The following is a 24,420-nucleotide window of genomic DNA, read 5'->3' as shown; positions in this document are numbered from 1 at the left end:
CCCGCGTAGGCACTCCACTTGTGTCAAGTGAGCTTTACCTGTAAAACTTACTTTACATCAGGTCACGCGCCCCGAAGGAGCCCCATGAGCGAGAGCACGTCCTCGACCACCCGCCGCACCGCATGGGGCAGAACGAGGTTCGGCTCACGTCGGCTGCCGGCGCTCGCAGTCGCCACCCCGATCGGGCTCGTCATGGCGGTCGCCGAAGCGCTTCTCTTCGCACGCTTCGTGGGCGGCCCTCTGCCCGCGCCGCTTCTCGCGACCATCTTCTCGGCGTGCGTGCTCGTACCGAACGTTCTGCTCGTGTGGGCGCTCATCATCGATCGCACCACCCTCTCGGGGGCGCTGGCGCGGCCAGAGGAGTCCGTGGAGTCGCAGTGGTACGACGAGGCGGCGCGCGGCGCATTCCACGACACCATTGCCATCACTGGACTCGCACTGACGTTCCTTGCGATCACCGGAACGCACATCGACGGTGTACTGGCACTCACCGGCGTGCTGATCCTCGCCTTCCTCAGCACGAGTATCCGCTACACCGTCGCCCGGAGTCGCGGACGCGCATGAAGAACCGGCTGTCAGCACTCCGCTCTGATCGCGGCTGGTCGCAGCACACCCTCGCCGAAGCCTTGGGGGTGTCGCGGCAGACCGTGATCTCGATCGAGAAGGGGCGCTTCGATCCGTCCCTTCCTCTCGCCTTTCGAATCGCAGAGACATTCGAGTGCGCGATTGAGGATGTCTTCTCCCCCGGCCCCGACACCTCGCACGACTGACGAACGCGTCGAGGCAGGCGAGGCACGTCTCAGTTCAGGGGTCCGCCCGGTTCGCAGAGCGGACCGCCTGAAAGAGCCTCTACTCGTTACTCGTTGCCGATCGCTTTGTCCGCCGACTCGCGAGCGCTCTCGATCTGGTCTTCGAACTTGCCTCCCGTGACCTTGTTCGCTGCATCAGCAACGCTTTCGAGCAACTTATCGCTCGCGTTCTCGGCCTGCTCGCTCTGCAGCGCCTCCGAAACGCGGCTGTCACCGAGGAATTCCTTTGCCTTCGCGGTGAGATCTTCGATGCCCATGAGTCCTCCTTCGTGAGCCCGCGGCAAGCGCCATGGGTGTTTTCCCATCATGCCCGCTCGGTTCGCTCACGTACAGACGCACAGCGGCTTCAATTCGGAGGACATGCTTTCCGCTCGCGATCCTTCTCCGTAGACTGCGGTTCATGGCGATCACACTGGCGAACATCGGGATCGCGGTGCGTGACATCGAGGAGGCGATCTCGTTCTTCACGGACCTCGGCCTGGTGCTCGCCGGTCGCGACACGATCAGCGGAGACTGGGCCGACACTGCGGTCGGCCTCGACGGGAACCGCGCACGCATCGCGGTCCTCGACGTGCCCGACGGCCACGGGCAACTCGAACTCTTCGAGTATCTGCACCCGCAGGCGATCGAGACAGAGCCGACGCTGCCGAATGAGGTCGGGATGCATCGCGTCGCCTTCGCCGTCGATGACATCGATGAAGCCTTGGACATCGCGGCGACGCATGACTGCTATCCGCTCAGAGGTGTCGCGAACTACGCCGATATCTACAAGTTGGCATACGTGCGGGGCCCGAGCGGCATCATCGTCATGCTCGCCCAGGAGCTCCATCGCGGCTCCGACACCCCCGCTGCATGAGCGCGCTACGACGAGCCGCGCCAGCACTTGGCTGGTGATGGCGGCCGGAAGCAAGAGCATCGCACCCGCGAAGTAGTCGCGCGGCCGCAACGGGTGTCCACTGCGACTGAGTTCGCGCCGCGCGAGCCTCGCGCCGGGCCACATCACCGTTAGGGCTGTGATGACGCCCGCCGCGCATATCGGCGCCACGAGGAGCCCCATGAATCCGACCGCAGCCCAGGATTGGCGTCGGCCCATGCGCAGGAACTCGATGCCGGCACGATCCGCGAGCCTGTCGCATTCGGCAGGAAAAGCGACGGCTTCTTCAATGTCGTGCACCACCCAAGCCACCAGGAGCGCCAATGGACCCGTGAAGTTCATGGATGTTCTCCAGCTGTCAGAGTGCGAACGCGACTCGGTCGACTGCGCAGGTGCGAACGGCGAATCGGTGCTGCAGCGATCGCAGAGTCCATTCTGCCCCCAGTGCTCGCGTCGCGAGGGCGCTGATCCAGCGCGGCGAGAGGTGGCCTCCGTCCGTGCCGGGAAACACCCATCCCGGCCCCGAGTCGAAGAGCTCGGACGACAGCTCCTCCGGCAACGGACGGTATCGAGCACCGTTTCCGACGCCACCGACGGCGAGCGCGCACCCGTCGGCATGCAGCAGCAGGTCGCGTTCGCGGTGGATGCGCGCGATCTCGTTGCGGCCCAGCCCCACTTCAGCAGCAAGACGGAGGATCATGCGGCTTCGCGCATCCGAATGACGCAGCGCGTGCAGGTACACGAGATCGCGTGTCGGCTCAGGAGGGGAGCTGCGGCCGCGCTCCTGAGGCATCCCCATGGCGACGTCGTCGAGCAGTTCCTCGTTTGCCGCCCAGCGCCAGAACAGCCGAAAGCTCGTCAGTCGCGCTCGACGGGATTCGGGACGCCAGATCTGCGCTGCGCACCACTGCGCGAGTCGCGTCTCGGTCACCACGAGCGGATCGGCCTCGATGCCGCGGGCCAGGCACTCGAGGTGTTGGCGCCGGGTCTCGATCGTCGATGTCCGGGACCCCTGCGTGCCAAGATGCGTCAGATACGGTTGCAGGAGGCGGTTCCATGTGTCGGGAACTGGCGAGGGTTTCGAAGACGCGGTGCTCACGCCGATCCATTTTCGACGCCTCCGCGGGTCGAGTCTCACGCACGGAACACGGCGAGTAGTCCCCCGCCGAGAATTCGGTACCGGAGGGATGCGGTTGCGCAGGCAAACGAACTTGCAACGCGTCCAGCTCCCCTCACCCGAGGAGCGTCTCGCCGATATATCCTCCTTCGCTGCACCCTGGAGGAATCGCGAACACGGCTGAACCTACTGGGGTGGTCCATTCGTTCAACAGGTCGAGTTCGTCGAGACGACGCTGAATGGGCACGAACTGCTTGGTCACGTCGGCTTGGAACGAGACGAAGAGCAACCCGCTGTCCGATATCTCGCCGCCGGATGGAGCATGATCGTAGTTGTAGGCGCGACGAAAGATCCGTTCATCCGCGTTCTCCGAGCGCGCTCGTCGGATGTGCGAGAACTCCGGGATCACGGGGAACCCGACGTTCGTCTTCGCGTCGAAATCGGGCTCATCGTGTTCGTGCACGCCCGTCAGTGGGGCTCCGTTCGCGAGCGTGCGACCCATCGATTGCTCTCGCCCGCTCCGATCGAGACGATCCCACTTGTCGAGATCCATGTGCGTGCGCCGTAGCACGAATCCGGTACCGCCCGCCAACCATCCGTCGGTCGCCCATACGAGACGGTCGAAGTCTTGATCTTCGGGCGAGGGGTTGGCGGTGCCGTCGACCTGGCCGAAGAGGTTCCGCATCGTGGTACCCGGCTTCTCGGCACCGAACGCTCGACGGAAGCCGACTTGCGTCCACCGCACTGACGCGAAGCTCCGCGCGTCTTTCAGGAGCATGCGCGTTGCGTGGGCGACGGTGAACGCATCGTCGGAAGCGATCTGCAGGAGGAGGTCCCCGTCACTCCAACCCGGTTCGAGACGGTCGATGGTGAATGCTGGCAGGGGGCGGAGCCACTCGGGAATCGCGGACGGTCCCGCTGCGCGTGCGACGAGCGCCGGCCCGAATCCGAAGGTGACCGTGAGCCGTGCCGGCACTGCACCGAGCTCCGGTTCGGAGTCAGCGAGAGCAGGCTCACCCTGGGTGAGCCTGGCCGCGTCCTCGGTGAGAATCTGCATCATCCGTCGCAGTGCATCCCGGTCGGTCCCGTCGTGCAGGTCGAGCGCCACGAAGGTGGCGTGCGCTTGAGGCGTCGTCGTGATCCCTGCTTGGTGAGCGCCATGGAAATCGACTGTGTGGCCTCCGTGGATCGACGCCGCAGTATCGCTCGCGACCCCGGGCGCGTGGCCGGGCTTCGCCCGGCTGAGCAGTGCGTCGGCGCCGACGGCGGCGGCCGCGCCGAGGCCGGCGACGGCTCCTCCGAAGAGAAGCCCCCGCCGGCTGACGCCCGTCCGCCCGGTGTCGGGGGTACGGTCCGAGGTCATTCCGAGTGTCCGCCCATCTCCATGTCCCCGCTCATCTCCATGTCGTGCTCGCCCGCATCGTCGCCCTCGTAGTTCTCGTTGGCGCCCGCGTAGTCCTTCGCCGGAACGGTGAACTCGTACGTCGACTCGTCGGAGAAGGTGAGCGTGAACGTGATCTCGTCTCCGGCCGCGATGGGGTCGGAGAGATCCATGAGCATCAGATGGTTGCCGCCGGGTTCGAGCGACAGGCTGTCACCCGCTTCGATGGTGAAGCCGTCGGTCTTCTCGCGCATGATCATCTCTCCGGCCTCGTTCTCGATGGTTTCGTGCAGTTCGAGAGCGCTCGAGGCTTCCGTGCTCGCCGAAACAATGGTGACGTCATCGGAGCCGGTGTTCTCCAGCTCGCCGAACGCGGCCGACATGCCGCTGTCGGCGGCTTTGACCCAGCCGTCCTCCATGACGACGGCCTCGCCGGCCTGAGGAGCCGAGGTCTCTGGAGCGTTGGATGCGGCGGTACTGCACCCCGTGAGCGCGACGAGCGCGACGGCAGTGAGTGCGAGAAGAGAGTTCTGAGTGGTGCGTGTATACATACGAGTGCCTTTCACAGTGCTTCATGTGTTTCTGCAGATTCGGATCGTCGCGAGGACGGATCCGACGGAGTGTTCTTGCCGCGTTTCCTGAGTGACCAGACGATGAAGACGAGCAGCGCGATTGCGGCTCCCGCCGCTCCGATTGCGATGGTCCGCCCGAAGTCCGATCGTTCGGATGCCTCGCTCGGAAGACTCGTCGAAGCCGACGCATCCGAGCCGGCTGGAAGCGCAGGTTCGCGCGCATCGAGCGAGTCAAGTTCTTCTGGCTGCGTCTGTTCCGCCGTCTTCGCATCGCCGACGGTGAACGGAACGATGCCGCTAATCGGGTGCCCGTCGGAAGACACCACTCGCCAGCGCGCTTCGTACGAGCCGTCGGGGAGCGAGCCGTCGATCGGCACGCTCACCATAGGCCCATCCAACGTCGGCGCACCGCCCGCCCAATCCTTGCCGCCCTGATCGACGACCAGAATGACGGCGCCGACGGTCAGAAGGTTGTCCGAGAACTCGAGCGCGACCTGCGCGGGGGACGAAGCGAGCACGGCTGCTTGGGCGGGCTCGCTGGAGAGCAATTGGTCGTGCGCGAACGCGGGGTTCGCACTCCCCAGCATCATCACCAGCGCTGCGAACGCCAGCGTCGTGAGGCGCGTGAGCATTCGGCGGGGTGAACGGGCCGGGGTGGTCGGCGGACGAGTGGACGGTGTAGGGGTCATGGCTGAGCCTCATCGGGTGATGGCAGGGGTCATCGAAGAAGGCGGCACCGTTCTCGACCGCACGATGGTGCGGTCTGAGACAGTAGCGCGTTCAGGAACGCGTGCACCGGTTCGTTCGAGGGCGAGCCGTCACAGCGGCGGGCGCGACGATTCCGGGTGCACGGTACTCCCCGATTCGCTGCGGCTGCGGTCTCCCAGCGCAGCGATGAGGCGCGCGAAGCACAGCGACGGAGCGTCGGCGGAGTGGATCAGCGGAACAGCACGGGAACGGGTGGGCCACGACGGGCGGTCACCGAGGGATACACGCCGAGCGGAAGCAGCGTCGACGCGATGTCCGGAACGACGGCGGGCGACGGAGCTGCGGAGATTCGGCTGCCGGTGGCGGGAGCAACGGGAAGCAGTCGCGACACGATCAGACGGGTGAGCACCGCCATCGACGCGAGCACCGACTCCGCGCAGTACAACGCTGCCACCGTGAGCGCTCCAGCGCACACGTGCGCGATCCACATGCTCGTGCCCGCGTGCGCCAGATGAGCGCTGGGCATCACGGGTGCAGCGGCGGAGCCCGTCAAGCCGTGGGCGTGATGCGGCAGTGCATTCGTCGTCGTCTCACTCGTCCGCGATGCGCCCAGCACGAACAGTGCGTGGAACAGGAATTGGCTCGCGGCGACTGAAAGCGAGAGACGAGGGAGGGAGAGCGTGCGCCCCGCGAGTGCGACGCAGACCAACGTAGAGAGCACGAGCGGCGCGAGGATTCCCATCGCGCCAGGCACGGCACCACCGCCGACGACGTGGGAGAGCAGGGCGACGAAGGTCGACACCGCCGCCGCTGCGACGCCGCGCGCGGCGATGCGGGAGCGAGTCGACGACATGCATCGATTCTCTCAGATCATCGAAGCGATGGTGCGCAGACGCCGCCGATGCCGGGCCAGTGCGACCGGCCCTCACTCCGGACCGCACCCCGCATCGAAACGGGTGCGGTAGTGGGCGTGAGCTTCTCTGATGAGCTCGTCGTCGAGGGTGGCGACCGCGTGAACGTCGCGGATCAACGGCTCGCAGTCAGGGCCTCGCCCTACGTGGGTTCCGCGCAGAATCCAGGCGTAGCGGTCGGGGTTCTTCTCGGCGCGGTGGCTGTACTGACAGAGCTGCCTCGACAGCCAGTCCTCCAGGGGCCGGGTCCACCACTGCTCGGCATCGAGCGGGTTCACTGAGAGGCCGGGGAGTTCGAGCCCGCTCTCGGTGTCGATGCTGCGCTGCGCTGCGTCATGCTCCGGTCCTTCCGAGTAGCGCACGTGCAGGCCCGGGTGCGAACGCACGAGGTCGGTGAGGCTCGCCAATGTGAGCAGGTGCATGTCGTTCATGCGCTCATTCATAGCTGCCGGAGAAGCGCCTCGCAATGGTCTCCTCGAGCGCCTTCCCCTGTGCGTGCTGCGCCTGCCGCGCAGACCGTTTCTCAGCACCTGCGATAGGGCCCGACGCGATGGCCTTTTTTTGAGTACAGTTGTACTCAAACAAAGAACAGCGCTACAGATGGAGGAGACGAATGATCCTGACCGCGATCGTGATCTGCGAGGTCGCTTTCTGGCTGGCGATCATCGCCGGCCTCTCGGCACGCTATCTTTTCCGCCGCCCGGGGCTCGGTGCGGCGTTGCTGATCGTCGCTCCTGTCATCGATGTGATCCTGCTCGCCCTGGTCACTTTCGACCTCCTCGGCGGGGGCACCGCCTCGTGGCAGCACGGGCTCGCAGCGATCTACATCGGCATCTCGGTCGCTTACGGCAAGCGCATGGTCGCCTGGGCCGACGCGCGATTCAAGCACCGGTTCGCCGGCGGCCCGCCCCCCGAGAAGCTGACCGGGCTGCGTTACACGCTCAAATGCTGGAGAGACGTGCTGACGACCGCCGCAGCCGTGACCGTCGCCGCCGTGATCCTCGGAGCGATCATCGCGCTCGTCGACGACCCTCGACGCACCGAGGCGCTCTCCGGGTATTTCAGCATCCTCGGCATCATCTTCGCGATCGATCTCGTGTGGGCGGTGAGCTACACGTTCTGGCCGAAAGCGCCCGCAACGCTGCCTCCGCACTACGCTGACACCCATGCCCCGCAGAATCGACACTGAGGCGCGTACCGCGGAGATCGCCGGAGCTGCACTGCGAATCCTCGAGCGCGACGGTCTCGCGAGCCTCTCAGTACGAGGAGTCGCCGCCGAGACCGGACTCGCACCCGCGTCGCTGCGCAGGATATTCCCGACGCAACAAGACCTCCGCGAGTACTGCTTCGAACTGATCGAGGAGCGCGCGACGGCCAGAATCGCTGCCCTCGACCTCTCGGGCCGTGAGCTTGCGGAGGCGCTGCTCGCGCAGCTCCTCCCCCTGGACGGAGTGCGCCGCCTCGAGTTCGTCGCGCAGGTGCAACTCGGCGTGCTCGCGCTCACCGACCAGGCGCTGCGTCCCGCGGCGCAACGGCTCAGCGCCGCGGTCGACCGCGCGTGCGTCGCCGCCATCGGGATCCTCGTCGATGCGCGCTTGTTCCACGCTCATCGCGACGCCGCGTTCGAAGCGCGGCGATTGCGGGCACTCCTCGACGGAGTCGCGATGCTCGGGCTCTGGGACGGAGATGCGGAAGCGCCGCAGCATGCCCTCGACACGGTCACGCATCATCTCGACGAGCTCGCCCTTCCACCGCCTCATCGAACCGGTGGAGCACTCGAGCGATCCCAGACGCGCGCGACGTCGGACGAGAAGCGGTAATCTTCTCTTCCGCGGCTCTTCGTGCACCAGATTTCCTGAGACACTTGACGAGCTTCCCCGCGACCACTCGAATGTCGCGGAATGAAAGGATCAGAAGCTCATGGGATTCATTCGATACGACGGCCTCACCACCCACTTCGAGGACCGACTGCTCGCGCACCTCCAGATCATCATCGTGCAGAAGCTGATGCGCGACGAGGCGTTCTTGATGTCGTGGAAGGACAGCATGAGCGTGGGCGACGGTCGCACGGCGATCTGGGTCTCGCCCCAGACGACGCTCACGTTCAAGTTCCTGGGGAGCCGTGTACCGGAGATCAATAAAGAGTGGTTGCAGCGACTCGGGGAATCGGCGAGTTCGACGACAGGGTTGATCGTGACGAAAGAGGACGGCACCCTGGCCGTCGCCGAAGCCACCGGAAACAGCTATCCCGGAAACCTCCGCGCAGAACCCGTGAAGTAGCCGGCTCGACCAAACCGGGGTACCACATTCAACGCCGCAAAGACAGCCCTGCCGTGAATTGTTTCCACTGGCAAACTGCTGATCATGGGGTATTTGAAACACGGGGAACGGGAATACGAGTTCGAGGATCGACTGCTGGCCCACCTGCAGTTCGTCATCGGGCAGAAACTGAAGAAGCAGGAGTGCTTCTTCCTCAGCTGGCACAAGCCGCACGACCAGGGCGATGGGCGCTTGTCGGTCTGGTTGTCGCCGTACGTCTCGATCGGTTTCCATTTCTCAGGGAGCCGCGAGCCGGAACTCAGCAAAGCGTGGGTGCGGGCGCTCAACTCGCTCGCGCATACACCGCGCGGTCTCATCGCGATCACGGAGGAAGAAGCGGAGAAGTTCGTCAAGAAGAATCCTGATCTGCTCTGACGCAGTCGCACATCACCGGAGCGTCGCTCCTCCTGATTCTCCTGGGAGGAGCGACGCTTCTGCATGCCGGCGCCGGCGCCGTGACCGGCTTCAACGCCGCGCCGCACGATCGAGCCTCCGGAGCCCGGCTCTCCCGCAAGCTAGAGGAATGAACCGAGCCCCGGACGCCCGCAGCTACGACCTCGACGCACTGCGCGAGCAGATGCTTCCCCATCGGGGCGGTGCCGTGACCGAGAGCATCCCCCAGCTCGCCGAAGCCGACCCCGGGCTCTGCGGCGTCGCCCTGGTCACCCTGGACGGCGACCTTCGCTCGAGCGCGCAGTCCGACGTGGTGTTCAGCATCCAGTCGGCGGTGAAACCGTTCGTGTTCGCGCTGGCGCTGCACGACACGAATCGCGCCGCCCTTGAGCGGGTGGGCATCGAGCCGACGGGTGAGGCCTTCGATGCGATCAAACTCGAGAGCGGCACCGGCCGGCCGCCGAATCCGATGGTGAACGCCGGCGCGCTCCTCACGAGCTCGATCGTCGACGGCGACGATGCCGCTGCCCGCGCCGAGCGCATTGCCGCGGGGCTCTCGGCCTTCGCGGGGCGGTCGCTGCGCGTCGACGAGGAGATCGCCGAGGCGGAGCAGCGACTCGGGGACCGCAATCTCGCCCTGGCGCATCTCATGCGCTCGGAGGGGACGCTGCGTGTCGAAGCGGACGATGCGATCACCGTGTACGCCCGCGCGTGCGCCACGCTCGTCGACGCAGAAGCCCTCGCGGTCATGGGAGCGACACTCGCGGCGGGAGGCGTCAATCCGTGCACCGGCGAACGCGTCATCTCCCGAGAGGTCGCGCGCGACGTCATCTCCGTCATGGCGACGTGCGGCGTGTACGACGGTTCCGGGCGCTGGATGCGCGAAGTGGGTGTTCCGGCGAAGTCGAGCGTCTCGGGCGCCATCGTGCTCTCGGCTCCCGGCGCCCTCGGCGCCGCAGTCTTCAGCCCACCGCTCGACGAACAAGGGACGAGCGTCCGCGGTCATCTGGCGAGTGCGCGACTGAGCGACGATCTCCGGCTGCACGCTTTCGACGTCTCGCCCTGAGCCCCCGCGTTTACGTCACGCTTCTCCCGATTGCAACCCCTTCGTGATCACGCCGCATCCGGTGTGGGCTGGGTGGCATCGTCGGTCGCAGCAGAGCCGAGCCGCGGCCCTCCGACCGGCGACGGAGAGGAAACGGACGATGTATTTTCACCGGCAGGAACTCCAGCACAAGGCCAGCCCGGACAAGCCGGACGCGGTGTACGCACGCAAGCTGCAGGAGGTGCTCGGCGGGCAGTACGGCGAGATCACGGTCGCTCTGCAGTATCAATTCCAGGCATGGAACATGCACATTCCGGGGAAGTACCGCGACCTGGTCTTCGGCATTGGCGCGGAGGAGATGGGACACGTCGAGATGCTCGCCGTGATGATCGCGCAGCTCCTCGAGAAGTCGCCGCTCGGCATCACGGATGAGGCGGTGCAGAGCGATCCGACCGTGGCCGCGATCATCGGCGGCACCGACGTGCAGCAAGGCATCGTCGCCGGTGCAGGCGCGCGCCCGGTCGACAGCAACGGGAATCCGTGGCAGGGCAGTTTCATCACGAGCAGCGGCAACCTGCTCGCCGATTTCCAGGCCAATGCGAACGCCGAGATGCAGGGGCGCGTGCAGGTCGCGCGGCTCTACCACATGACCGACGACCACGGAGTGCGCGATCTGCTCGGCTTCCTGCTCGCCCGCGACACCATGCACCAGAATCAGTGGCTCGCGGCAGCCGCGGAACTGCAGGAAGAGGGCGTCGAATCGCTTCCGGTTCCGAGCAACTTCCCGATCAGCAAGGAGGAGCGCGACGTGTCGTACCACTACATCAACTTCTCCGACGGAGCGGCCGCGAGCGAGGGCAGCTGGGCATCGGGACCGACTCCCGATGGACTCGGCGAGTTCAGCTACCACGAGGCCCCGGAGGCCGGAGTGCCGATGCCGCCGCCCACGCACCCGGACGCGCGCTTCTACGGCACGACCGACGTGCCGAACCTGGCCGAGAAGATCGCCGGCCGGGCTCAGGATGTCCTGAGGAAGGAGTAACTGCTCCGTCGTCGGGCTGAGCTTCAGGCGCGCTCGCGCGTCCTGCGGCTCAGCCCGACGAGCAGCGCGTCGACGCCGATGATGACCGCGGCGATGACAGCCATGTAACCGAGTACGGCGCCGTACCCACCGGGTTGAGCGGGATTCATGAATGGGTAGGGATACCAGCCGACGACGGCGCCGCGCAGCACCGTGTAGACCCCCCACGCAAGGGGGAATACGGCCGCGAGGCGCAGATGCCTCCAAGAGAGCCCCGCGCGCGCTGGCGCGAACCACCACAGCGCTGCAACGAGGAGCGGCCCGATGAGGTGCAGCACCTCGTTCGACCATCCGAGAGTCGACTCCTGGTCGAGCGACACGCCCCGCAACAAGGCGTTGTACACGATCCCCGTCGTCACCATGTAGGTGGACATCGCCGTGAACACCGCCCAGAACCAGAGCGGCGGACGTTTCCCGAGGGATATGACAACGGCCGACGCCGTCAGGACGATGACCGCGAGCACATTCGACAGGATCGTGAAGAAACTGAAGAAGTTCGTGAAGAAGAACAGCGGCTCATCGGGTTCGAAACTCAGACTGAACACCAGTTGTCCGATCACAGCGGCGGCGATCAGCACTGCCGCGGAGGCGGCGCATACGGCGAATCTGCGGCCCACCGATACGGCTGGGGCGCGAGCCGCGCTCTTCGTCGACGTCATCTTCGGCCCCCTCCATCGGCGTTCGCGGTCACCCCATCATGCCTTGACCTCAGGAGTTTCGTCGCTCCGACTCGCGTTCCGACGTGCGTTCCAGCGTGCGAGCAGGTGCAGTACGACGCCGACCCCGACGAGGGCGGCCCCGAAGAGCCAGACCGTTCCGCTCTGCTGCGTCATCAACATGATGCACGAGGCGATGCCGAGCACGGGCACGAAGGTCCACACGCGGAAATGCTGATGCTCGACGCGGTCGCGGCGCAGGACGAGCACCGACACGTTGGCGCTCAAGAACACGAAGAGCAGCAGCAGCACGACCGTCTCCGCAAGCGTGGCGAGGTCACCGACCAGCGTGAGCAGCGCCGCGACGAGGGTGGTCGCCATGATCGCCACCCACGGCGTCTTCCGCTTCGGCAGCACCCGCCCCAACTGGGCGGGGAGCAGCCCCTGCTCGGCCATCCCGAAGGCGAGTCGGCTCGTCATGATCATCGTCAGCAATGCACCATTCGCTACGGCGATCAGCGCGATCGCGCTGAACACCCACGACGGCACGTGCGAGCCGGAGGCTTCCACTACGTCGAGCAAGGGGCCGCTCGACTCGGCGAGCTCATCGGCGGGCAGGGCGATCGCGCTCGCGAGCCCGACGAGCACATAGACGATCCCGGCGACTGCGAGGGAGGCGAAGAGCGCCCTCGGGTAGGTGCGAGACGGGTTGCGCACTTCCTCGATCATGTTCGCCGAGGTCTCGAAACCCACGAAGGAGTAGAACGCGATGATGGCACCACCGAGCACCGCGGCCGCCGTGCCGACGCCCTCCGGCCCTTCGACCACTCGCGAGAGATCGCCTCCGCCGTTCCCGACGAGCAGGCCGACCACCACGATAACGATGACGAGGCCGCTGACCTCGATCGCCGTCATCACGAGGTTGGCGCCGAGGGATTCGCGAATGCCTCGAGCGTTGAGCAGGGCCACGACGACCAGGAACAGGATCGCGACGAGCGTCGTCGGCAGTTCCACGAACGTGTGCAGGTACTCCCCTGCGAAGGCGATGGACAGGCCGGCAGCGCTCGTGACGCCCGCCGCGAGCATGCAGAACCCGACGAGGAATGAGATGACGGGCTTCTGGAAGGCCCGCTCCGCGAAGACGGCAGCGCCTCCCGCTTTCGGATACTTCGTGACGAGTTCCGCGTACGAGCCCGCCGTGAGGAGCGCGAGCAGCAGAGCCAGCAGGAGCGGTGCCCACAGCATGCCGCCGACCTCTGCAGACAGCACCCCCATGAGTGCGTAGATGCCGGCTCCGAGCACATCTCCGAGGATGAAGGCGAAGAGGAGCAGGCCGGAGACCGAGCGGCGCAGCTTCGTATCGAGGGGCTGCGAGGCAGCCTCGGGTTCACGCGTCATCCCGCCAGCCTAGAGTCGCGCAGAAGTCACCCGCACGCCCCTTGACACCCGCGGTCCCTGTTCGTTAGCTCGTGTGCTCCGTCTCATCCCCGGTCGCATCCACGATCAGCACGGTGCCGAGCGCGTCGTTCTCCGTCGCGGCGAACACGGCGGAGGCGAGGTCGTCGCGTTGGGCCTCGCTGAGCTCGCCCTCGACGAGCACGCGAATGGTGTCCGTCGAGACGTTCTCGTACTCGTCGATCTGCTCGAGAAGGTCGGTCTCGTCCGCGCTGACGCCTTCGGGGTCGCCGTTCGAAAGGCGATCATCGATCTGCTCCTCGACTTCGTCCGCGAGTCCGTTCGGTGCGTCGTGCTGGTCGCGCACTTCCCCTGAGCCCTCGGTCGGGGAGACTCCACCGCACCCGGCGGTTCCGCCGAGGAGCGCGAGCGAGATGGCACCGGTGGCTACGAGCTTGAGCTTGTTCACTGACATGCGTCGAGCCTAGGAAACGCTTCCATTTCGGACGAGGGGGTTGCGCTCCTCACGAACCGGAGCCTCGGAGCTTCCGATGCATGCCGGTCGCGTCATCGGTGGTGAATCCGAGTGATTCGTACACGCCGACCGCGGCATCGCTCGCGAAGAGACCGACGAAGAGCTCGATGTCACCCTCCGGCTGCAGCAGTTCGATCAGACGTGAGACGAGATCGGTCGCGATCCCCGCTCCCTCGTGCTCCGGATCGACGACGACGTCTTGCACGTACGCGTACTGCAGTCCGTCGCCCACGGCTCGCGCCATGCCGATCACCGACCCGTGCTCGTCGACGCACACAACACCGGCCAGGGACGCGGCGAGCGAGGCACCGCGCACCTCGTCATCGAAGTGGGACTGCCATCCGACCGCTGCTGCGAGGGCAGCGTGTTCAGCAGCGGTGGGTACGCGATCGAGTATGCGATGGTCCATGAGACCACGATACGCGCGGCGAACGGCGCAGCGCAGGTCCGTGCGCTCTGATCCGTTAGCCTCGACCCATGGACGACCGATTGCAATCTGCTGCTCGCAGAACCGAGAGCACCACGACCTTTCGCGCACTGGCGCGGGGAGGGTACGTGGCGACCGGCATCGTGCACGGGCTGATCGGGGTCCTCGCAATCGCCCTCGTCGTGCGCCAGGGCCGCGCGGAAGCCGATCAGGTGGGAGCTCTCACATCCATCGCCGAGGCTCCGTTCGGTCTCGCGGGCCTCTGGGCGGTCGCACTGCTCCTCTTCGCCCTCGGCATCTTCCACATCGTCGACGGCTTCGCCCTCAGCCGCAGCTCTCGGAAGCAGCGCTGGGGGCGCCGGCTCGCCGAGTGGGGGCAGGGAATCGCGTTCTGCGTCATGGGTGGGATCGCGACGGCGATCGCCGTCGGCGCACGCCCCGATCCCGACCGCACCACTCGCGATGCGAGCCGCGGGCTGCTCACCCTTCCGGGCGGAACGGTCCTGCTCGTCCTGGTCGGCCTCGGGGTGGCCGGTGTTGGAATCGCCTGGATCTGGATGGGCGTGTCCCGGAGCTTCCGGAAGCAGATGGAGCTCCCGTCCGGCCGCGCCGGTCACGCGATCGCTGCCCTGGGCGCGGTGGGGTTCGTGTCGAAGGGCGGAGCCCTGCTCGTCGTCGCCGTGCTCCTGGCCGCCGCCGGCGTCCGGGGAGATTCGAGCTCGGCCGGAGCCCTCGACTCGGCCATCACCTCGCTCTACGACCTGCCGGGCGGGCCCGTCTGGATCGTGCTCATCGGTGCAGGGTTCCTGGCATACGGGGTGTTCTGCTTCTTCCGCGCGCGGTTCGCGAAGCTCTAACGACCCGGCGCCGAGCCGGTATCGGCGGAGTCCGTCGCAGGATCGAGCACCACCTTGATGCACCCGTCCTCCTTCTTCTGGAAGAGCTCGTACATCTCCGGGGCACTCGCGAGCGGAACCCGATGGGTGGTGAGATCGGCCGTGCCGAGCGGGTCGTCGTGCTGTTCGACGAGGGGCAGTAGATCATCGATCCACCGCTTCACGTTGCACTGGCCCATCTTGATCGTGATCTGCTTGTCGAACAGCGTCTTCATGGGCAGCGGGTCGGCGTTGCCGACGTAGACTCCGCTGATCGAGACGGTCCCGCCGCGGCGCACCAGATCGATCCCCTGCAGCAGGGCGGCTGCGCGATCGACGCCGGCGTGCTCCATCATCGGCTTCGCGAGCACGTCGGGCAGTGCACCGATGGCCGTGTGCGCTGCGTGCACGCCTGGGCTCCCGTGCGCCTCCATGCCGACGGCATCGATCACGGCGTCGGGCCCGCGCCCGTCGGAGAAGTCGACGGCGGCCTCGTCGACGTCACCGGGCTCGCATACGGCGATGCCGTGGCGTGCAGCCATCTCCCGGCGTTCCGGCACCGGGTCGACGGCGAGCACCCGCGCCCCGCGATGCGCGGCGAGACGCGCTGCGAACTGACCGACCGGGCCGAGTCCGAGCACCAGTGCCGTGTCTCCGCGCCCGACTCCTGCGTAGGCCACGCCCTGCGCAGCTGTCGGGAGGATGTCGCTGAGGAAGAGATAGCGCTCATCCGGGAGGGTCTCGCCGACGGGGATGGTGTTGTAGTCCGCGATGGGCACCCGAAGCAGCTCGGCCTGCCCGCCGGGCACCTGACCGTAGAGTTTCGTGTAGCCGAAGAGCGCCGCCCCCGAACCGTACTCGGTCACCTGCGTGCGCTCGCACTGCGACTGCAGGCCGCGCGTGCACATCCAGCATGCTCCGCACGAGATGTTGAACGGGATCACCACCCGTTGCCCCACCTGCAATGAGGTCACGCCCGGGCCCACCTCCTCGACGACGCCCATCGTCTCGTGACCCAGAATGTCACCGGCGTCGAGAAACGGCCCGAACAGTTCGTAGAGGTGGAGGTCCGAACCGCAGATCGCCGTCGAAGTCACTCGAACGATCGCGTCCCCTGGTTCCTGGATCACCGGATCGGGCACCTGCTCGACCGAGATCTTCCGCTTGCCCTGCCACGTCACTGCGCGCATCATGTGCTCCTCTGCTCATCGCTGTTGCTCTTGCTCTGGATCGGTGCTCGTGCGGTCCGCGTGCCCGACGCACCGAGACGGGCGAGACCCCGGATCAGTCCGTCGGGGCGAGGCGCCCGAGTACCGCTTCGAGGGCGGCCTCGACGGTTTTCTGCATCACCTCGATCGGATCGCCCGAGAACGAGAGGTGCTCGACGCTCGTCGGCGAGTCCCCTCCGGTGATCGCGAGCACGACCGTCCCCGCAGGCTTGCCCTCGTCGGGTTCCGGTCCCCCGACTCCGGTCACTGCGACCACGACATCGGCCAGCAGCAGACGTGCGGCGGATTCCGCCATCGCCACCGCCGTCGGTTCCGTCACCACCGGCCCCCTCGGAGCCCCCAGGAGGGAGTACTTCACCTCCGGATGGTATGCCGTGATCCCTCCGTGGAACCAGGTGCCGGAGTCGGGCGCCGCGGACAACGCCGCGCTCAGTTGACCCCCCGTCAACGACTCGGCGACTGCGACAGACCGACCTGCATCCGACGCACGCTCGGCGATGCGCTCGACGAGGTCGTCGACGCGGCCCTGAATAGCGGATTCAACCATCGAGTTTCGCTCCTTCCGCGCCGATGAGATCTACGGCGCAATTGCCGACGTTACGGTGGGAGAATCGTCGCCGCAGGGGCCTTGACGCCTCCGACGAGAGCACGCAACCCCCTGTCAACCGCGTCGTCGACGAGGCATTCTGAAGACACGAGCGATTCGAGGAGGACAGCAATGCCCGAACGACCCCAGTCTCAAGATGCATCGGCCGGAGCCGCGCACGCGGTGCCGGCCACTCCTGCAGTACCCGTCAACGGAGCGCGACCCTCGAAGGCGAGCGCCGCCGATGCCGGCCGCGCGGACGACGCGACCGCGCCGCTCCGCGTAGCGGTCGTCGGAGCCACGGGCAACGCGGGTACCGCTCTGCTGCGCGCACTCGCCGCTTCCCCGGACGTCGGGTCGGTGCTCGGCATCGCTCGGCGCATGCCCGATCTCACGGTGGATCCGTATGCGTCGTGCGAATGGTCTTCCATCGACATCGCTGCGGCCTCGTCAGAGGAGTCGGCTGTCGAAGCCCTCCGGGAGGCGTTCTCCGGAGTCGACACCGTCGTCCACCTGGCATGGCTCATCCAACCCATCGCCGAACGCGAACTCCTGCGCCGCGTCAACGTCGATGGGAGCCGCCGCGTGCTGCGCGCGGCGGCCGAGGCGGGGGTCGGCCACGTCGTGGTCGCGTCGTCGGTCGGCGTCTATGCCGCCGATCCGTCACGGTCCCTCCGCACCGAGGATTGGGAACGGGGCGGGATCGAGTCGTCGCAGTACAGCGTCGACAAGGCCGCGCAGGAGGAGGTGCTCGATGAGTTCGCCCGCGAGTTCCCTGCTCTCACCATCACGCGGATGCGACCGGCGCTCACCTTCCAGGGCGATGCTGCATCGTCCATTCAGAGGTACTTCCTCGGAAGCGCCGTCCCGGTGCAGGCACTCGGTCGGGCGAAACCGCCAGCCCTCCCATTGCCGAAGGGCTTGCGCGGCGTCCAGGCGATCCACGCCGATGACGCGGCGGACGCGTACCTCGCCGCGATCGTGCAGCGCGCTCCTGGGGCCTTCAACATCTGCGCCGACGACGTGCTCGGAGCGCAACAACTGGCCGACATCATCGACCACGGACGCTTCTTCGAGCTTCCGACAGCGGTGGTGCGCGGGTTCGTCACCGCTGCGCACCGCGCCGGAATCGTGTCGGTCGACGCGGGCTGGTTCGACCTCGCGCTGGGGGCGCCGCACATGGACAACGGTCGCGCCAAGAGCGAGCTCGGCTGGCAGCCGAAGCACTCGGCTGCGGATGCCCTGCGAGAGCTGCTCGAGGGCATGATCGACGGTCGAGGGACGGGATCGCTGCCGCTTCGAGCTCGGGATGTCGACGAGGCGCGTCTCTCGTCACTCGACGGACGCGTGGGAGCGGGCGCCGAGGCTGCCTCGACGTCCGACGAGCCGTCGGCGACCGCGGACGACCCCTCCGCAGGCGTCTCGAACGAGGCCGGCGACCTCGACTGGGAGTTGTTCGGCCTCTACCTCTCCGACCATCTGACCGGGGCGACCGCAGGGGCTGAGCGCATGGAGCGCATGTCTGCTGCGTACATCGACACTCCCGTCTACGCCGGGCTCTCAGAACTCGCCGAAGAGCTCCGGCTCGAGCGCGCCTTCCTCGCTCACCTCATCGACGACCTCGAGGTGCGGCGCCGTTTCTACCGTCAGGCCGCGTCGTGGGTGGGTGAGCGCGTCGGGAGGCTGAAGCTGAACGGACGCACGTTCACGCGCTCGCCGCTCTCCCTCATCTTGGAGCTCGAACTGCTGCGCAGTGCGGTGATCGGGAAGCTCGGCCTGTGGCAGGTGCTCAGCGAGCACGCCGCCGACCTCGACCTCGACGCCGCGGTGTTCGACGAGCTCGGGGAGCGCGCGCTGGCGCAAGCCGAAATGCTCGGTGCCGCGCACGCCTACGCCCGCAGTCGCGCGTTCCGGGAGGACCGGGATGTGTTCGGCGAGGACAGCGATGCGGACGCCGCAGTCCCGTCCGGCGCTACACCGCTCGGTGCCGACGCGGATGCCGTCGATGAGACGCCGGCCATTCCCGCCGATCCCGATGCCGCAGCGGAGGGTGGTTCCGAGGCGCCTGAGAGCGCATCGAGCGCGGCGCGGCGGTTGCGCGGGGAGCATGACGACGCTCTGGCCGACGAATGGGGCGAGGAGTCGTTCCCGGGAAGCGATCCGCCCTCCAACTACTGACGAGACCTGCTCTGGGTTCCCCGTCTCTCCCTGTCTCTCCCCGCGCGCGAGCGGTGAGAGGCAGGGACGCAGGCGATAGCTAACGAGCGGCGTCTTTCCGTGTGAACGTGAGGTGCGTGACCCCGCTCGGCGTGGTCTCCGAGACGGCATCGTACTCGCGCTCCCACCCCTCGAGGCCGCGCCAGAGATGCGCCCCTCGCCCGAGCAGGATCGGCACCTGGACCACGTGCAGGTGGTCGATGAGGCCGGCGGCGAGGAACTCGCGCACCGTCGTGGGGCCGCCGCCGATGCGCACGTCGAGGCCGCCGGCGGCCTGGCGTGCGGCTTCCAGAGCCTCGGCGGGCGAAGCGCTCATGAAGTGAAACGTGGTGTCTCCGCGGGTGACGGACGGCCGAGGCGTGTGCGTCAAGACGAAGACCGGTGAGTGGAAGGGCGGCTCATCGCCCCACCACCCCGTCCAGGCCGGGTCGTGCTGCCAGCCGGGCGGGCCGAATTTGCCGGCGCCCATGATCTCGGAGCCGATCCCGACGAACGATAACCTCGCATACCGATCATCGGGATCGCTCGCCCCCTGCACGTCCACGCGTTCCCGCTGCCCGGTCTGCGCCTGGAAGGTCTGCGTCGGAAAGAACCACTCCATCAGTCGCATCCCCGCATGGCCGAACGGCGCGTCCAGCGAAGGGTCCGCCCCCGCACCGAACCCGTCGAGCGAGACGGCGAGATTGTGCACGCGCGCCAGCTGCATGAGCGACTCCTTCCTCAGCGAGTGAGGCGGCCAGTCTACGCGCGGGCGGAAGCGGTGTCTGCGATCTCGCCCGCGCGAGCGGCGGATGCACCGCGGACCCGAGAGCGCATCCCGGCCTCGTCATCCAGCCAGTTCGAGCTCTTGTTCTTCAGCACGAAGATGTAAACGAGCAACGACACGGCGATCACCGCGGTCACGTACACGATGAACCAGGTCACGCGATCCGTCTCGCCGGCCGCCTGGTACAGCAGCGGCGCGGTCCCGCCGAATGCCGAGTTGGCGAGGGCGTACCCGAACCCGACGCCGAGCGCGCGAATGTGCGTCGGGAAGAGCTCCGCCTTCACCACGGCGTTGATTGAGGTGTACCCCGTCAGAATGATGAAGCCGACGACGAGGAGCGTGAACGCGATGATCGGGTTCTGCTGCTGCGGCAGCTGGGTGAGGAGCACCCAGGTGTAGAGCACTCCCCCGATCCCGAAGAAGACGAGCAGCGACTTGCGGCCGACGCGGTCCGAGATCCAGCCGCCGAGGGGCTGGAGCAGCATGAGGATCGTCAGGGCGATGAGATTGATGACGGTTCCGGCCAGCACGTCGCTCCCCGCGAACGCGCTCTTCACGATCGACGGGCCGGTCACGGAGTAGGTGTAGAACGCCACCGTACCGCCAGCGGTGACGAGGAAGCAGGTGAGCAGCGGACGCCACTGGTGCACGAGCAGTTCGCGCATGGAGCCGGATTCGCGGGACGCTCCCGAGCGCACCGCTTCGAGCGTCGCGGTCTCCAGGGTCTCGTCCATGGTGCGACGCAGCCAGATCACCACGAGCGCTCCCGCACCGCCGATCACGAAGGCGACGCGCCATCCCCATGAGGCGATCGCTGCTTCGGGCAGCGTGAGCACCATGATCATGAGCGTGAGCTGCGCGAGCACGTGCCCGCCGACGAGCGTGACGTAGTGGAAGGACGACAGGAACCCGCGGTGACCGGAGATGGCGGTTTCGGACATGTACGTCGCGCTCGTGCCGTATTCCCCGCCGGTCGCGAAGCCCTGCAGCAGACGTGCGAAGACGAGGATCACGACCGCGCCGACGCCGATCGATTCGGCTGTCGGCGCGAGCGCGATCAGGATCGAGCACGCAGCCATGAGCGAGACCGAGACGGTGAGCGACAGTCGGCGCCCGTGACGATCGGCGAAGCGGCCGAAGAACCACGAGCCGATCGGACGCATGAGGAAGGTGACGGCGAAGATCGCCCAGATGTAGATCGACGAGTTCTTCTCGTCCGCCGCGAAGAACTGCGACTCGAAGTACGTTGCGAATACCGAGTAGACGTAGACGTCGTACCACTCGACGAGGTTGCCTGCCGAGCCCTTGAGGGTGTTCGAGATCGACCTGCGCAGGGTCGGTGAGGTCGCTGTCGACGTTGACATTGACAGTCCAATCATCATGGGAGGAAACGGGGGAAGCTCAGTTCGAGCAGCAGACCCATTCTGCGAGCGGCGACACCTCCGCGAGCGAAACTCTTAACACTGCCTTAACACTCGCGGCTGGTATCGGCAGCGGCATACTGGATGGCATGCGCGTACTGGTGACCGAAGACGACCCCTCGGTCTCCGCTGCACTCGCCGGCGCCCTCACCCGAGCCGGGCACACGTGCGACCGGGTGGCGAGCGGTGCCGCGCTGCTGCAGCAGTACCGGAGCGCCGACATCGTGCTGCTCGATCTCGGCCTGGAAGACATGGACGGTCTCACCGCCCTCGAACAGCTGCGCGCGCTGAGCGAGATCCCCGTGATCGTCGTCACGGCTCGCGGAGATGAGCGCTCGACGGTGCAAGCGCTCAGGCTCGGCGCCGACGACTACCTCGTGAAGCCCGTGCGCCTGCACGAACTCCTCGCCAGGCTCGCCGCCGTTGCACGCCGCTACGCGGGACTCGCCGTCGATCGCATCGAGCTCGGCGACTGCATCATCGACGAGACGGAGCGGCAGGTGCTGCATGACGGCGCCACCATCGCGCTGACCCCGACGGAGTGCGCACTGCTCGCCATGCTGGCGCGACACGTCGGTGCGGTCGTCAGCCGTCAGCGATTGCTCGACGCCGTGTGGGGCGAAGCGTATTCGGCAACCTCTCGCGCCTTCGATGTGCACCTCGCGGGCCTCCGGCAGAAGGTGCCGATGCTTCGGATCACCACGATCCGAGGCCGCGGGTTCCGCCTCGAGAGGCCCTGATGCGATTTCGCGTGCTGCTCCCCCTGTTCCTCTTCGGAGTGCTGGCCGTCACGGCCATCCTCATCCCCGTCGGCGCCGCGATCGCGCAGTCGCGCACGCAGGAACTGCAGCTCCAACGCGGCGCTGCGCTGCAGCAGATCGTGCAGCGAGCGACCCCGGCGTTCGAATCGGGAGACGCGCGCGAGCTCGAGAGCTACCTCGATCGCTTCACCGAGACGTTCGGCGAAACCGCGATCGTGGTCGACGGCGCCGGCGAGCGCATCGCGGCTTCGGGCGACTTCGCGAGCGATCCGGAGACCTTCGCCGTCATCTCCAGCGCACTTCGCGGAGTGCCGCAGCGGGATCTCGCCACCGTCACGCCGTGGAGCTCCCGAACCGCGACGCTCGCCGCACCGGTGACACTCGACGGCCGCACGCCCGAAGGAGCGGTGGCGCTCCGCATCGATCAACAGGTCGCGCAGCGCGATGTCGGAGCGGGATGGGCGTCGATCGTGGCCATCGGAGCGGCACTCCTGTTCGCGGTGCTCCTCGCTTCGGTGTTCTGGACGCGATGGGTGCTGCGCCCGGTCTCCTCGCTGGACACCGCGGCGAACGCACTCGCAGAGAACCGCGAGTACGCCCTCGACGCCGATGCTGGACCGCCCGAACTGCGCCGACTCTCCCGCTCATTCGCGCGCATGGCGCGCAGCGTGGAGCTCGCGCTCGACCAGCAGCACGGTCTCGTCGCCGACGCATCGCATCAGTTGCGAAATCCACTCGCAGCCATCCGGTTGCGCATCGACGGCCTGCCGCGCGGCCTCGGCGACCCGGGCAGCGATGCCGAGGTGGCGGCGATCGAACGAGATCTGGATCGCCTGGAGCACACCGTCGCCCGCATGCTCGCGCTCGCGAACGCCGAGCATCGTGCGACGGCCGCCGGCAGCGGGCACGGAGGGGCGGCGAACGACGCATCGCCGCGGCCGAACGATGATGCGCTGGTGACGACGTCGGCTGCACGCCTCATCGCCCCGCACCGCGAGCGGCTCGCCGACGCCCGCATCTCCGTGATCGCCGACGATGACTCGCGCCCCGTCCGTTTCCGCCGGAGCGATCTCGAGGAAGTGGTCGAGCTCGTGACCGACAATGCCGCGAAGTACGCCGCCGGTTCGACGTTTCGCATCGAACTGCTGGGGCAGGGCGATGGGACGCGCACGGTGCTCGTCATGAGCGACTCCGGCCCCGGGCTCGCCTCTTCGGAGATCCCGCTCGTCGGCAGGCGATTCTGGCGCGCTGCCGTTCACGCGCAATTGCCTGGCAGCGGTCTCGGGCTCGCGATCGTCGAGCAGCTCGCGCGGGCGAACGACGCAGAGGTCGCCGTCGATCGTGCACCCGAGGGCGGTCTGCGCATCATGATCATCGCGGGTGCGGCGTGACCGGGCGTCGTGAGGCGGGTCTGAGCCGCCGGACCGTGCTCATCGGAGGCGCGGCCGCGTGGACTCTCGCGCTTGCCGGGTGCGCGCCCGCCCGGACTGAGCGGATCGCGCTGGCGTGCGGCGAGCCCGGCGGCGCCTACCTGCAATTCGGGGAGCTGCTCGGTGCCGCGCTGCAGGATCGCTCGGGGGTAGCGCTCGAGCTCCGCGTGACGCATGGCAGCGGGGAGAATCTCGAGATGCTCGCCCGCGGCGATGTCGATCTCGCACTCTCGCTCGCGGACTCGGCGAACGAGACCGCGGCATCGCACGACTTCACGGCCATCGGGCGGGTGTATCAGAATTACCTGCAGTGCCTCGTTCGCGACGCCGGCGATATCCGATCGTTCGCGGATCTCGCCGGACGACGGGTGTCGATCGGCGCCCCGGGTTCGGGGAGCACGCGCACCACACGACGGTTGCTCGAAGCGACCGGTCGGGCATCGGGCAGCGGTGCTCCGGCGGCGACGGAACTGGAGCTCTCCGCCGCGCTGACCGCTCTCGCGGCGGGCGACATCGACGCACTGTTCTGGTCGGGCGGGATTCCGACTCCGGAGATCACCGACGTCGCGGCGGTCACTCCGCTTCGGGTGATCGATCTCGGGGATGTGGTCGCCCCGCTCCGCGCGGCGCACCCGCAGGAGTACCTCGACGCCCGCATTCCTGCTGGCGTGTACGGCACGGAGGGGTCGACCGCGACCATCGGCATCTCGAACCTGCTGATGTGTCGCGCGGACCTCGCACGCGATGCAGCGCGTGCGCTCGTCGACGTGCTCGTGGATGATGCCAGGAGGCTCGTGCCCACCGGGTCGGTCGGGCTGCAGTATCTGGCCCTCGACACTCTCATCGACACGGGCGAGGTGCCCCTGCACCGCGATGCACGGGCTCGCTACCGCGAACGCTATCGGTGAGTCG

Annotated in this window: 29 protein-coding genes; 14 read left to right on the top strand and 15 right to left on the bottom strand. The window is 67.2% G+C overall.

Annotated elements, in window-relative coordinates; translation table 11 throughout:
* Positions 1-84 precede the first annotated feature (84 nt).
* Together WFH23_RS11230 and WFH23_RS11225 are read left to right on the top strand one after the other, a co-directional pair.
* Entirely contained in the window at positions 85-564 is a 480-nt protein-coding gene (locus tag WFH23_RS11230) for a hypothetical protein (RefSeq protein WP_336662561.1), read from the top strand.
* The gene (locus WFH23_RS11225; RefSeq protein WP_090150509.1) at positions 561-770 is read left to right on the top strand and encodes a helix-turn-helix transcriptional regulator; all 210 of its coding nucleotides are present in this window, start codon (positions 561-563) and stop codon (positions 768-770) included. Before WFH23_RS11230 ends, WFH23_RS11225 begins: the two co-directional genes overlap by 4 nt.
* Before the next feature lie 86 nt (positions 771-856).
* Here WFH23_RS11225 and WFH23_RS11220 read toward each other — a convergent pair whose 3' ends face one another.
* The gene (locus WFH23_RS11220; protein ID WP_090150513.1) at positions 857-1,066 is read right to left on the bottom strand and encodes an antitoxin; all 210 of its coding nucleotides are present in this window, start codon (positions 1,064-1,066) and stop codon (positions 857-859) included.
* A 143-nt stretch (positions 1,067-1,209) separates the two neighbouring features.
* Between WFH23_RS11220 and WFH23_RS11215 the strand changes: the two genes are divergently transcribed.
* The gene (locus WFH23_RS11215; protein ID WP_336662560.1) at positions 1,210-1,665 is read left to right on the top strand and encodes a VOC family protein; all 456 of its coding nucleotides are present in this window, start codon (positions 1,210-1,212) and stop codon (positions 1,663-1,665) included.
* Positions 1,666-2,041: 376 nt separating this feature from the next.
* On the opposite strand, the gene WFH23_RS11210 is transcribed toward WFH23_RS11215, so the two are convergent.
* The 6 genes from WFH23_RS11210 to WFH23_RS11185 all read right to left on the bottom strand — a co-directional run bounded on the left by WFH23_RS11210 (position 2,042) and on the right by WFH23_RS11185 (position 6,803).
* Complete coding sequence (locus WFH23_RS11210; RefSeq protein ID WP_336662559.1) at positions 2,042-2,782, bottom strand: hypothetical protein; 741 nt, start codon at positions 2,780-2,782, stop codon at positions 2,042-2,044.
* 133 nt (positions 2,783-2,915) lie between these two features.
* Positions 2,916-4,163 carry a Dyp-type peroxidase gene (locus WFH23_RS11205; protein WP_336662558.1) on the bottom strand — a complete coding sequence of 416 codons (1,248 nt, stop codon included), beginning with the start codon at positions 4,161-4,163 and terminating at the stop codon, positions 2,916-2,918.
* Entirely contained in the window at positions 4,160-4,732 is a 573-nt protein-coding gene (locus tag WFH23_RS11200; protein ID WP_336662557.1) for a copper chaperone PCu(A)C, read from the bottom strand. Before WFH23_RS11200 ends, WFH23_RS11205 begins: the two co-directional genes overlap by 4 nt.
* Positions 4,733-4,743: 11 nt before the next feature.
* Positions 4,744-5,442 carry a copper resistance CopC family protein gene (locus WFH23_RS11195; protein ID WP_336662556.1) on the bottom strand — a complete coding sequence of 233 codons (699 nt, stop codon included), beginning with the start codon at positions 5,440-5,442 and terminating at the stop codon, positions 4,744-4,746.
* 248 nt (positions 5,443-5,690) lie between these two features.
* Positions 5,691-6,314, bottom strand: a complete 624-nt coding sequence (locus tag WFH23_RS11190; RefSeq protein WP_336662555.1) for a hypothetical protein — start codon at positions 6,312-6,314, stop codon at positions 5,691-5,693.
* Between the two features lie 72 nt (positions 6,315-6,386).
* Complete coding sequence (locus WFH23_RS11185; protein ID WP_336662554.1) at positions 6,387-6,803, bottom strand: DUF6098 family protein; 417 nt, start codon at positions 6,801-6,803, stop codon at positions 6,387-6,389.
* Positions 6,804-6,985: 182 nt separating this feature from the next.
* On the opposite strand from WFH23_RS11185, the gene WFH23_RS11180 reads away from it, so the two are divergent.
* The 6 genes from WFH23_RS11180 (at position 6,986) to WFH23_RS11155 (ending at position 11,171) form a co-directional block, all read left to right on the top strand.
* On the top strand, positions 6,986-7,561 hold the full coding sequence (locus tag WFH23_RS11180; protein WP_336662553.1) for a hypothetical protein: 576 nt from the start codon (positions 6,986-6,988) through the stop codon (positions 7,559-7,561).
* On the top strand, positions 7,539-8,192 hold the full coding sequence (locus WFH23_RS11175; protein ID WP_200331532.1) for a TetR/AcrR family transcriptional regulator: 654 nt from the start codon (positions 7,539-7,541) through the stop codon (positions 8,190-8,192). Before WFH23_RS11180 ends, WFH23_RS11175 begins: the two co-directional genes overlap by 23 nt.
* Positions 8,193-8,292: 100 nt before the next feature.
* Positions 8,293-8,652: a DUF7882 family protein gene (locus tag WFH23_RS11170; protein WP_200331530.1), complete on the top strand. Its 360-nt coding sequence runs from the start codon at positions 8,293-8,295 to the stop codon at positions 8,650-8,652.
* 84 nt (positions 8,653-8,736) lie between these two features.
* Positions 8,737-9,066 carry a DUF7882 family protein gene (locus WFH23_RS11165; RefSeq protein WP_090150553.1) on the top strand — a complete coding sequence of 110 codons (330 nt, stop codon included), beginning with the start codon at positions 8,737-8,739 and terminating at the stop codon, positions 9,064-9,066.
* A gap of 148 nt (positions 9,067-9,214) precedes the next feature.
* Positions 9,215-10,150, top strand: coding sequence for a glutaminase A (gene glsA / locus WFH23_RS11160; protein ID WP_090150556.1), 936 nt, complete (start codon positions 9,215-9,217; stop codon positions 10,148-10,150).
* 139 nt (positions 10,151-10,289) lie between these two features.
* Positions 10,290-11,171, top strand: a complete 882-nt coding sequence (locus WFH23_RS11155) for a manganese catalase family protein (RefSeq protein ID WP_336662552.1) — start codon at positions 10,290-10,292, stop codon at positions 11,169-11,171.
* Positions 11,172-11,194: 23 nt separating this feature from the next.
* Here the strand turns inward: WFH23_RS11155 and WFH23_RS11150 are convergent, their stop codons facing one another.
* The 4 genes from WFH23_RS11150 to WFH23_RS11135 form a co-directional block, all read right to left on the bottom strand.
* Complete coding sequence (locus WFH23_RS11150) at positions 11,195-11,869, bottom strand: Pr6Pr family membrane protein (protein WP_336662551.1); 675 nt, start codon at positions 11,867-11,869, stop codon at positions 11,195-11,197.
* 36 nt (positions 11,870-11,905) lie between these two features.
* Positions 11,906-13,264 carry an APC family permease gene (locus WFH23_RS11145; RefSeq protein WP_090150565.1) on the bottom strand — a complete coding sequence of 453 codons (1,359 nt, stop codon included), beginning with the start codon at positions 13,262-13,264 and terminating at the stop codon, positions 11,906-11,908.
* 64 nt (positions 13,265-13,328) lie between these two features.
* Complete coding sequence (locus WFH23_RS11140) at positions 13,329-13,736, bottom strand: hypothetical protein (RefSeq protein ID WP_090150568.1); 408 nt, start codon at positions 13,734-13,736, stop codon at positions 13,329-13,331.
* Between the two features lie 49 nt (positions 13,737-13,785).
* On the bottom strand, positions 13,786-14,205 hold the full coding sequence (locus WFH23_RS11135; protein WP_090150571.1) for a GNAT family N-acetyltransferase: 420 nt from the start codon (positions 14,203-14,205) through the stop codon (positions 13,786-13,788).
* A gap of 146 nt (positions 14,206-14,351) precedes the next feature.
* Between WFH23_RS11135 and WFH23_RS11130 the strand changes: the two genes are divergently transcribed.
* Positions 14,352-15,080 (top strand): DUF1206 domain-containing protein, encoded by a 729-nt coding sequence (locus WFH23_RS11130; RefSeq protein ID WP_336662550.1) that lies wholly within the window; start codon positions 14,352-14,354, stop codon positions 15,078-15,080.
* On the opposite strand, the gene WFH23_RS11125 is transcribed toward WFH23_RS11130, so the two are convergent.
* Positions 15,077-16,288 carry a zinc-dependent alcohol dehydrogenase gene (locus WFH23_RS11125; RefSeq protein ID WP_336662603.1) on the bottom strand — a complete coding sequence of 404 codons (1,212 nt, stop codon included), beginning with the start codon at positions 16,286-16,288 and terminating at the stop codon, positions 15,077-15,079. The genes WFH23_RS11130 and WFH23_RS11125 overlap by 4 nt on opposite strands.
* Before the next feature lie 94 nt (positions 16,289-16,382).
* Entirely contained in the window at positions 16,383-16,874 is a 492-nt protein-coding gene (locus WFH23_RS11120; RefSeq protein ID WP_336662549.1) for a CinA family protein, read from the bottom strand.
* Positions 16,875-17,045: 171 nt separating this feature from the next.
* Between WFH23_RS11120 and WFH23_RS11115 the strand changes: the two genes are divergently transcribed.
* The gene (locus WFH23_RS11115; protein WP_336662548.1) at positions 17,046-19,091 is read left to right on the top strand and encodes an NAD-dependent epimerase/dehydratase family protein; all 2,046 of its coding nucleotides are present in this window, start codon (positions 17,046-17,048) and stop codon (positions 19,089-19,091) included.
* 79 nt (positions 19,092-19,170) lie between these two features.
* Here WFH23_RS11115 and WFH23_RS11110 read toward each other — a convergent pair whose 3' ends face one another.
* The gene (locus WFH23_RS11110; protein ID WP_200331520.1) at positions 19,171-19,836 is read right to left on the bottom strand and encodes a dihydrofolate reductase family protein; all 666 of its coding nucleotides are present in this window, start codon (positions 19,834-19,836) and stop codon (positions 19,171-19,173) included.
* 35 nt (positions 19,837-19,871) lie between these two features.
* Positions 19,872-21,260, bottom strand: a complete 1,389-nt coding sequence (locus WFH23_RS11105) for an MFS transporter (RefSeq protein ID WP_090150585.1) — start codon at positions 21,258-21,260, stop codon at positions 19,872-19,874.
* Between the two features lie 146 nt (positions 21,261-21,406).
* On the opposite strand from WFH23_RS11105, the gene WFH23_RS11100 reads away from it, so the two are divergent.
* Genes WFH23_RS11100 through WFH23_RS11090 form a run of 3 tightly spaced genes read left to right on the top strand, consistent with a single transcriptional unit; the run spans position 21,407 to position 24,416 of the window.
* Positions 21,407-22,057 (top strand): response regulator transcription factor, encoded by a 651-nt coding sequence (locus tag WFH23_RS11100; protein ID WP_211648737.1) that lies wholly within the window; start codon positions 21,407-21,409, stop codon positions 22,055-22,057.
* Positions 22,057-23,469, top strand: a complete 1,413-nt coding sequence (locus WFH23_RS11095) for a sensor histidine kinase (protein ID WP_336662547.1) — start codon at positions 22,057-22,059, stop codon at positions 23,467-23,469. Before WFH23_RS11100 ends, WFH23_RS11095 begins: the two co-directional genes overlap by 1 nt.
* Entirely contained in the window at positions 23,466-24,416 is a 951-nt protein-coding gene (locus WFH23_RS11090) for a TAXI family TRAP transporter solute-binding subunit (protein WP_336662546.1), read from the top strand. The genes WFH23_RS11095 and WFH23_RS11090 overlap by 4 nt, the downstream gene beginning before the upstream one ends.
* Positions 24,417-24,420: the final 4 nt, after the last annotated feature.

The sequence above is a fragment of the Leucobacter sp. USHLN154 genome (assembly GCF_037145595.1).
Classification (GTDB): Bacteria; Actinomycetota; Actinomycetes; order Actinomycetales; family Microbacteriaceae; genus Leucobacter; species Leucobacter alluvii.
This window is presented reverse-complemented; position numbering and strand designations above follow the sequence as displayed.

Coding starts and splice junctions, on each gene's coding strand:
- WFH23_RS11170 (WP_200331530.1), top strand. CDS start 8,293: ATGGGATTCATTCGATACGACGGCCTCACCACCCACTTCGAGGACCGA.
- WFH23_RS11205 (WP_336662558.1), bottom strand. CDS start 4,163: ATGACCTCGGACCGTACCCCCGACACCGGGCGGACGGGCGTCAGCCGG.
- WFH23_RS11140 (WP_090150568.1), bottom strand. CDS start 13,736: ATGTCAGTGAACAAGCTCAAGCTCGTAGCCACCGGTGCCATCTCGCTC.
- WFH23_RS11110 (WP_200331520.1), bottom strand. CDS start 19,836: ATGCAGCTGGCGCGCGTGCACAATCTCGCCGTCTCGCTCGACGGGTTC.
- WFH23_RS11145 (WP_090150565.1), bottom strand. CDS start 13,264: ATGACGCGTGAACCCGAGGCTGCCTCGCAGCCCCTCGATACGAAGCTG.
- WFH23_RS11105 (WP_090150585.1), bottom strand. CDS start 21,260: ATGTCAACGTCGACAGCGACCTCACCGACCCTGCGCAGGTCGATCTCG.
- WFH23_RS11120 (WP_336662549.1), bottom strand. CDS start 16,874: ATGGTTGAATCCGCTATTCAGGGCCGCGTCGACGACCTCGTCGAGCGC.
- WFH23_RS11135 (WP_090150571.1), bottom strand. CDS start 14,205: ATGGACCATCGCATACTCGATCGCGTACCCACCGCTGCTGAACACGCT.
- WFH23_RS11190 (WP_336662555.1), bottom strand. CDS start 6,314: ATGTCGTCGACTCGCTCCCGCATCGCCGCGCGCGGCGTCGCAGCGGCG.
- WFH23_RS11195 (WP_336662556.1), bottom strand. CDS start 5,442: ATGACCCCTACACCGTCCACTCGTCCGCCGACCACCCCGGCCCGTTCA.
- WFH23_RS11200 (WP_336662557.1), bottom strand. CDS start 4,732: ATGTATACACGCACCACTCAGAACTCTCTTCTCGCACTCACTGCCGTC.
- WFH23_RS11115 (WP_336662548.1), top strand. CDS start 17,046: ATGCCCGAACGACCCCAGTCTCAAGATGCATCGGCCGGAGCCGCGCAC.
- WFH23_RS11095 (WP_336662547.1), top strand. CDS start 22,057: ATGCGATTTCGCGTGCTGCTCCCCCTGTTCCTCTTCGGAGTGCTGGCC.
- WFH23_RS11155 (WP_336662552.1), top strand. CDS start 10,290: ATGTATTTTCACCGGCAGGAACTCCAGCACAAGGCCAGCCCGGACAAG.
- WFH23_RS11125 (WP_336662603.1), bottom strand. CDS start 16,288: ATGCGCGCAGTGACGTGGCAGGGCAAGCGGAAGATCTCGGTCGAGCAG.
- WFH23_RS11180 (WP_336662553.1), top strand. CDS start 6,986: ATGATCCTGACCGCGATCGTGATCTGCGAGGTCGCTTTCTGGCTGGCG.
- WFH23_RS11100 (WP_211648737.1), top strand. CDS start 21,407: ATGCGCGTACTGGTGACCGAAGACGACCCCTCGGTCTCCGCTGCACTC.
- WFH23_RS11220 (WP_090150513.1), bottom strand. CDS start 1,066: ATGGGCATCGAAGATCTCACCGCGAAGGCAAAGGAATTCCTCGGTGAC.
- WFH23_RS11150 (WP_336662551.1), bottom strand. CDS start 11,869: ATGACGTCGACGAAGAGCGCGGCTCGCGCCCCAGCCGTATCGGTGGGC.
- WFH23_RS11230 (WP_336662561.1), top strand. CDS start 85: ATGAGCGAGAGCACGTCCTCGACCACCCGCCGCACCGCATGGGGCAGA.
- WFH23_RS11225 (WP_090150509.1), top strand. CDS start 561: ATGAAGAACCGGCTGTCAGCACTCCGCTCTGATCGCGGCTGGTCGCAG.
- WFH23_RS11215 (WP_336662560.1), top strand. CDS start 1,210: ATGGCGATCACACTGGCGAACATCGGGATCGCGGTGCGTGACATCGAG.
- WFH23_RS11175 (WP_200331532.1), top strand. CDS start 7,539: ATGCCCCGCAGAATCGACACTGAGGCGCGTACCGCGGAGATCGCCGGA.
- WFH23_RS11165 (WP_090150553.1), top strand. CDS start 8,737: ATGGGGTATTTGAAACACGGGGAACGGGAATACGAGTTCGAGGATCGA.
- glsA (WP_090150556.1), top strand. CDS start 9,215: ATGAACCGAGCCCCGGACGCCCGCAGCTACGACCTCGACGCACTGCGC.
- WFH23_RS11185 (WP_336662554.1), bottom strand. CDS start 6,803: ATGAACGACATGCACCTGCTCACATTGGCGAGCCTCACCGACCTCGTG.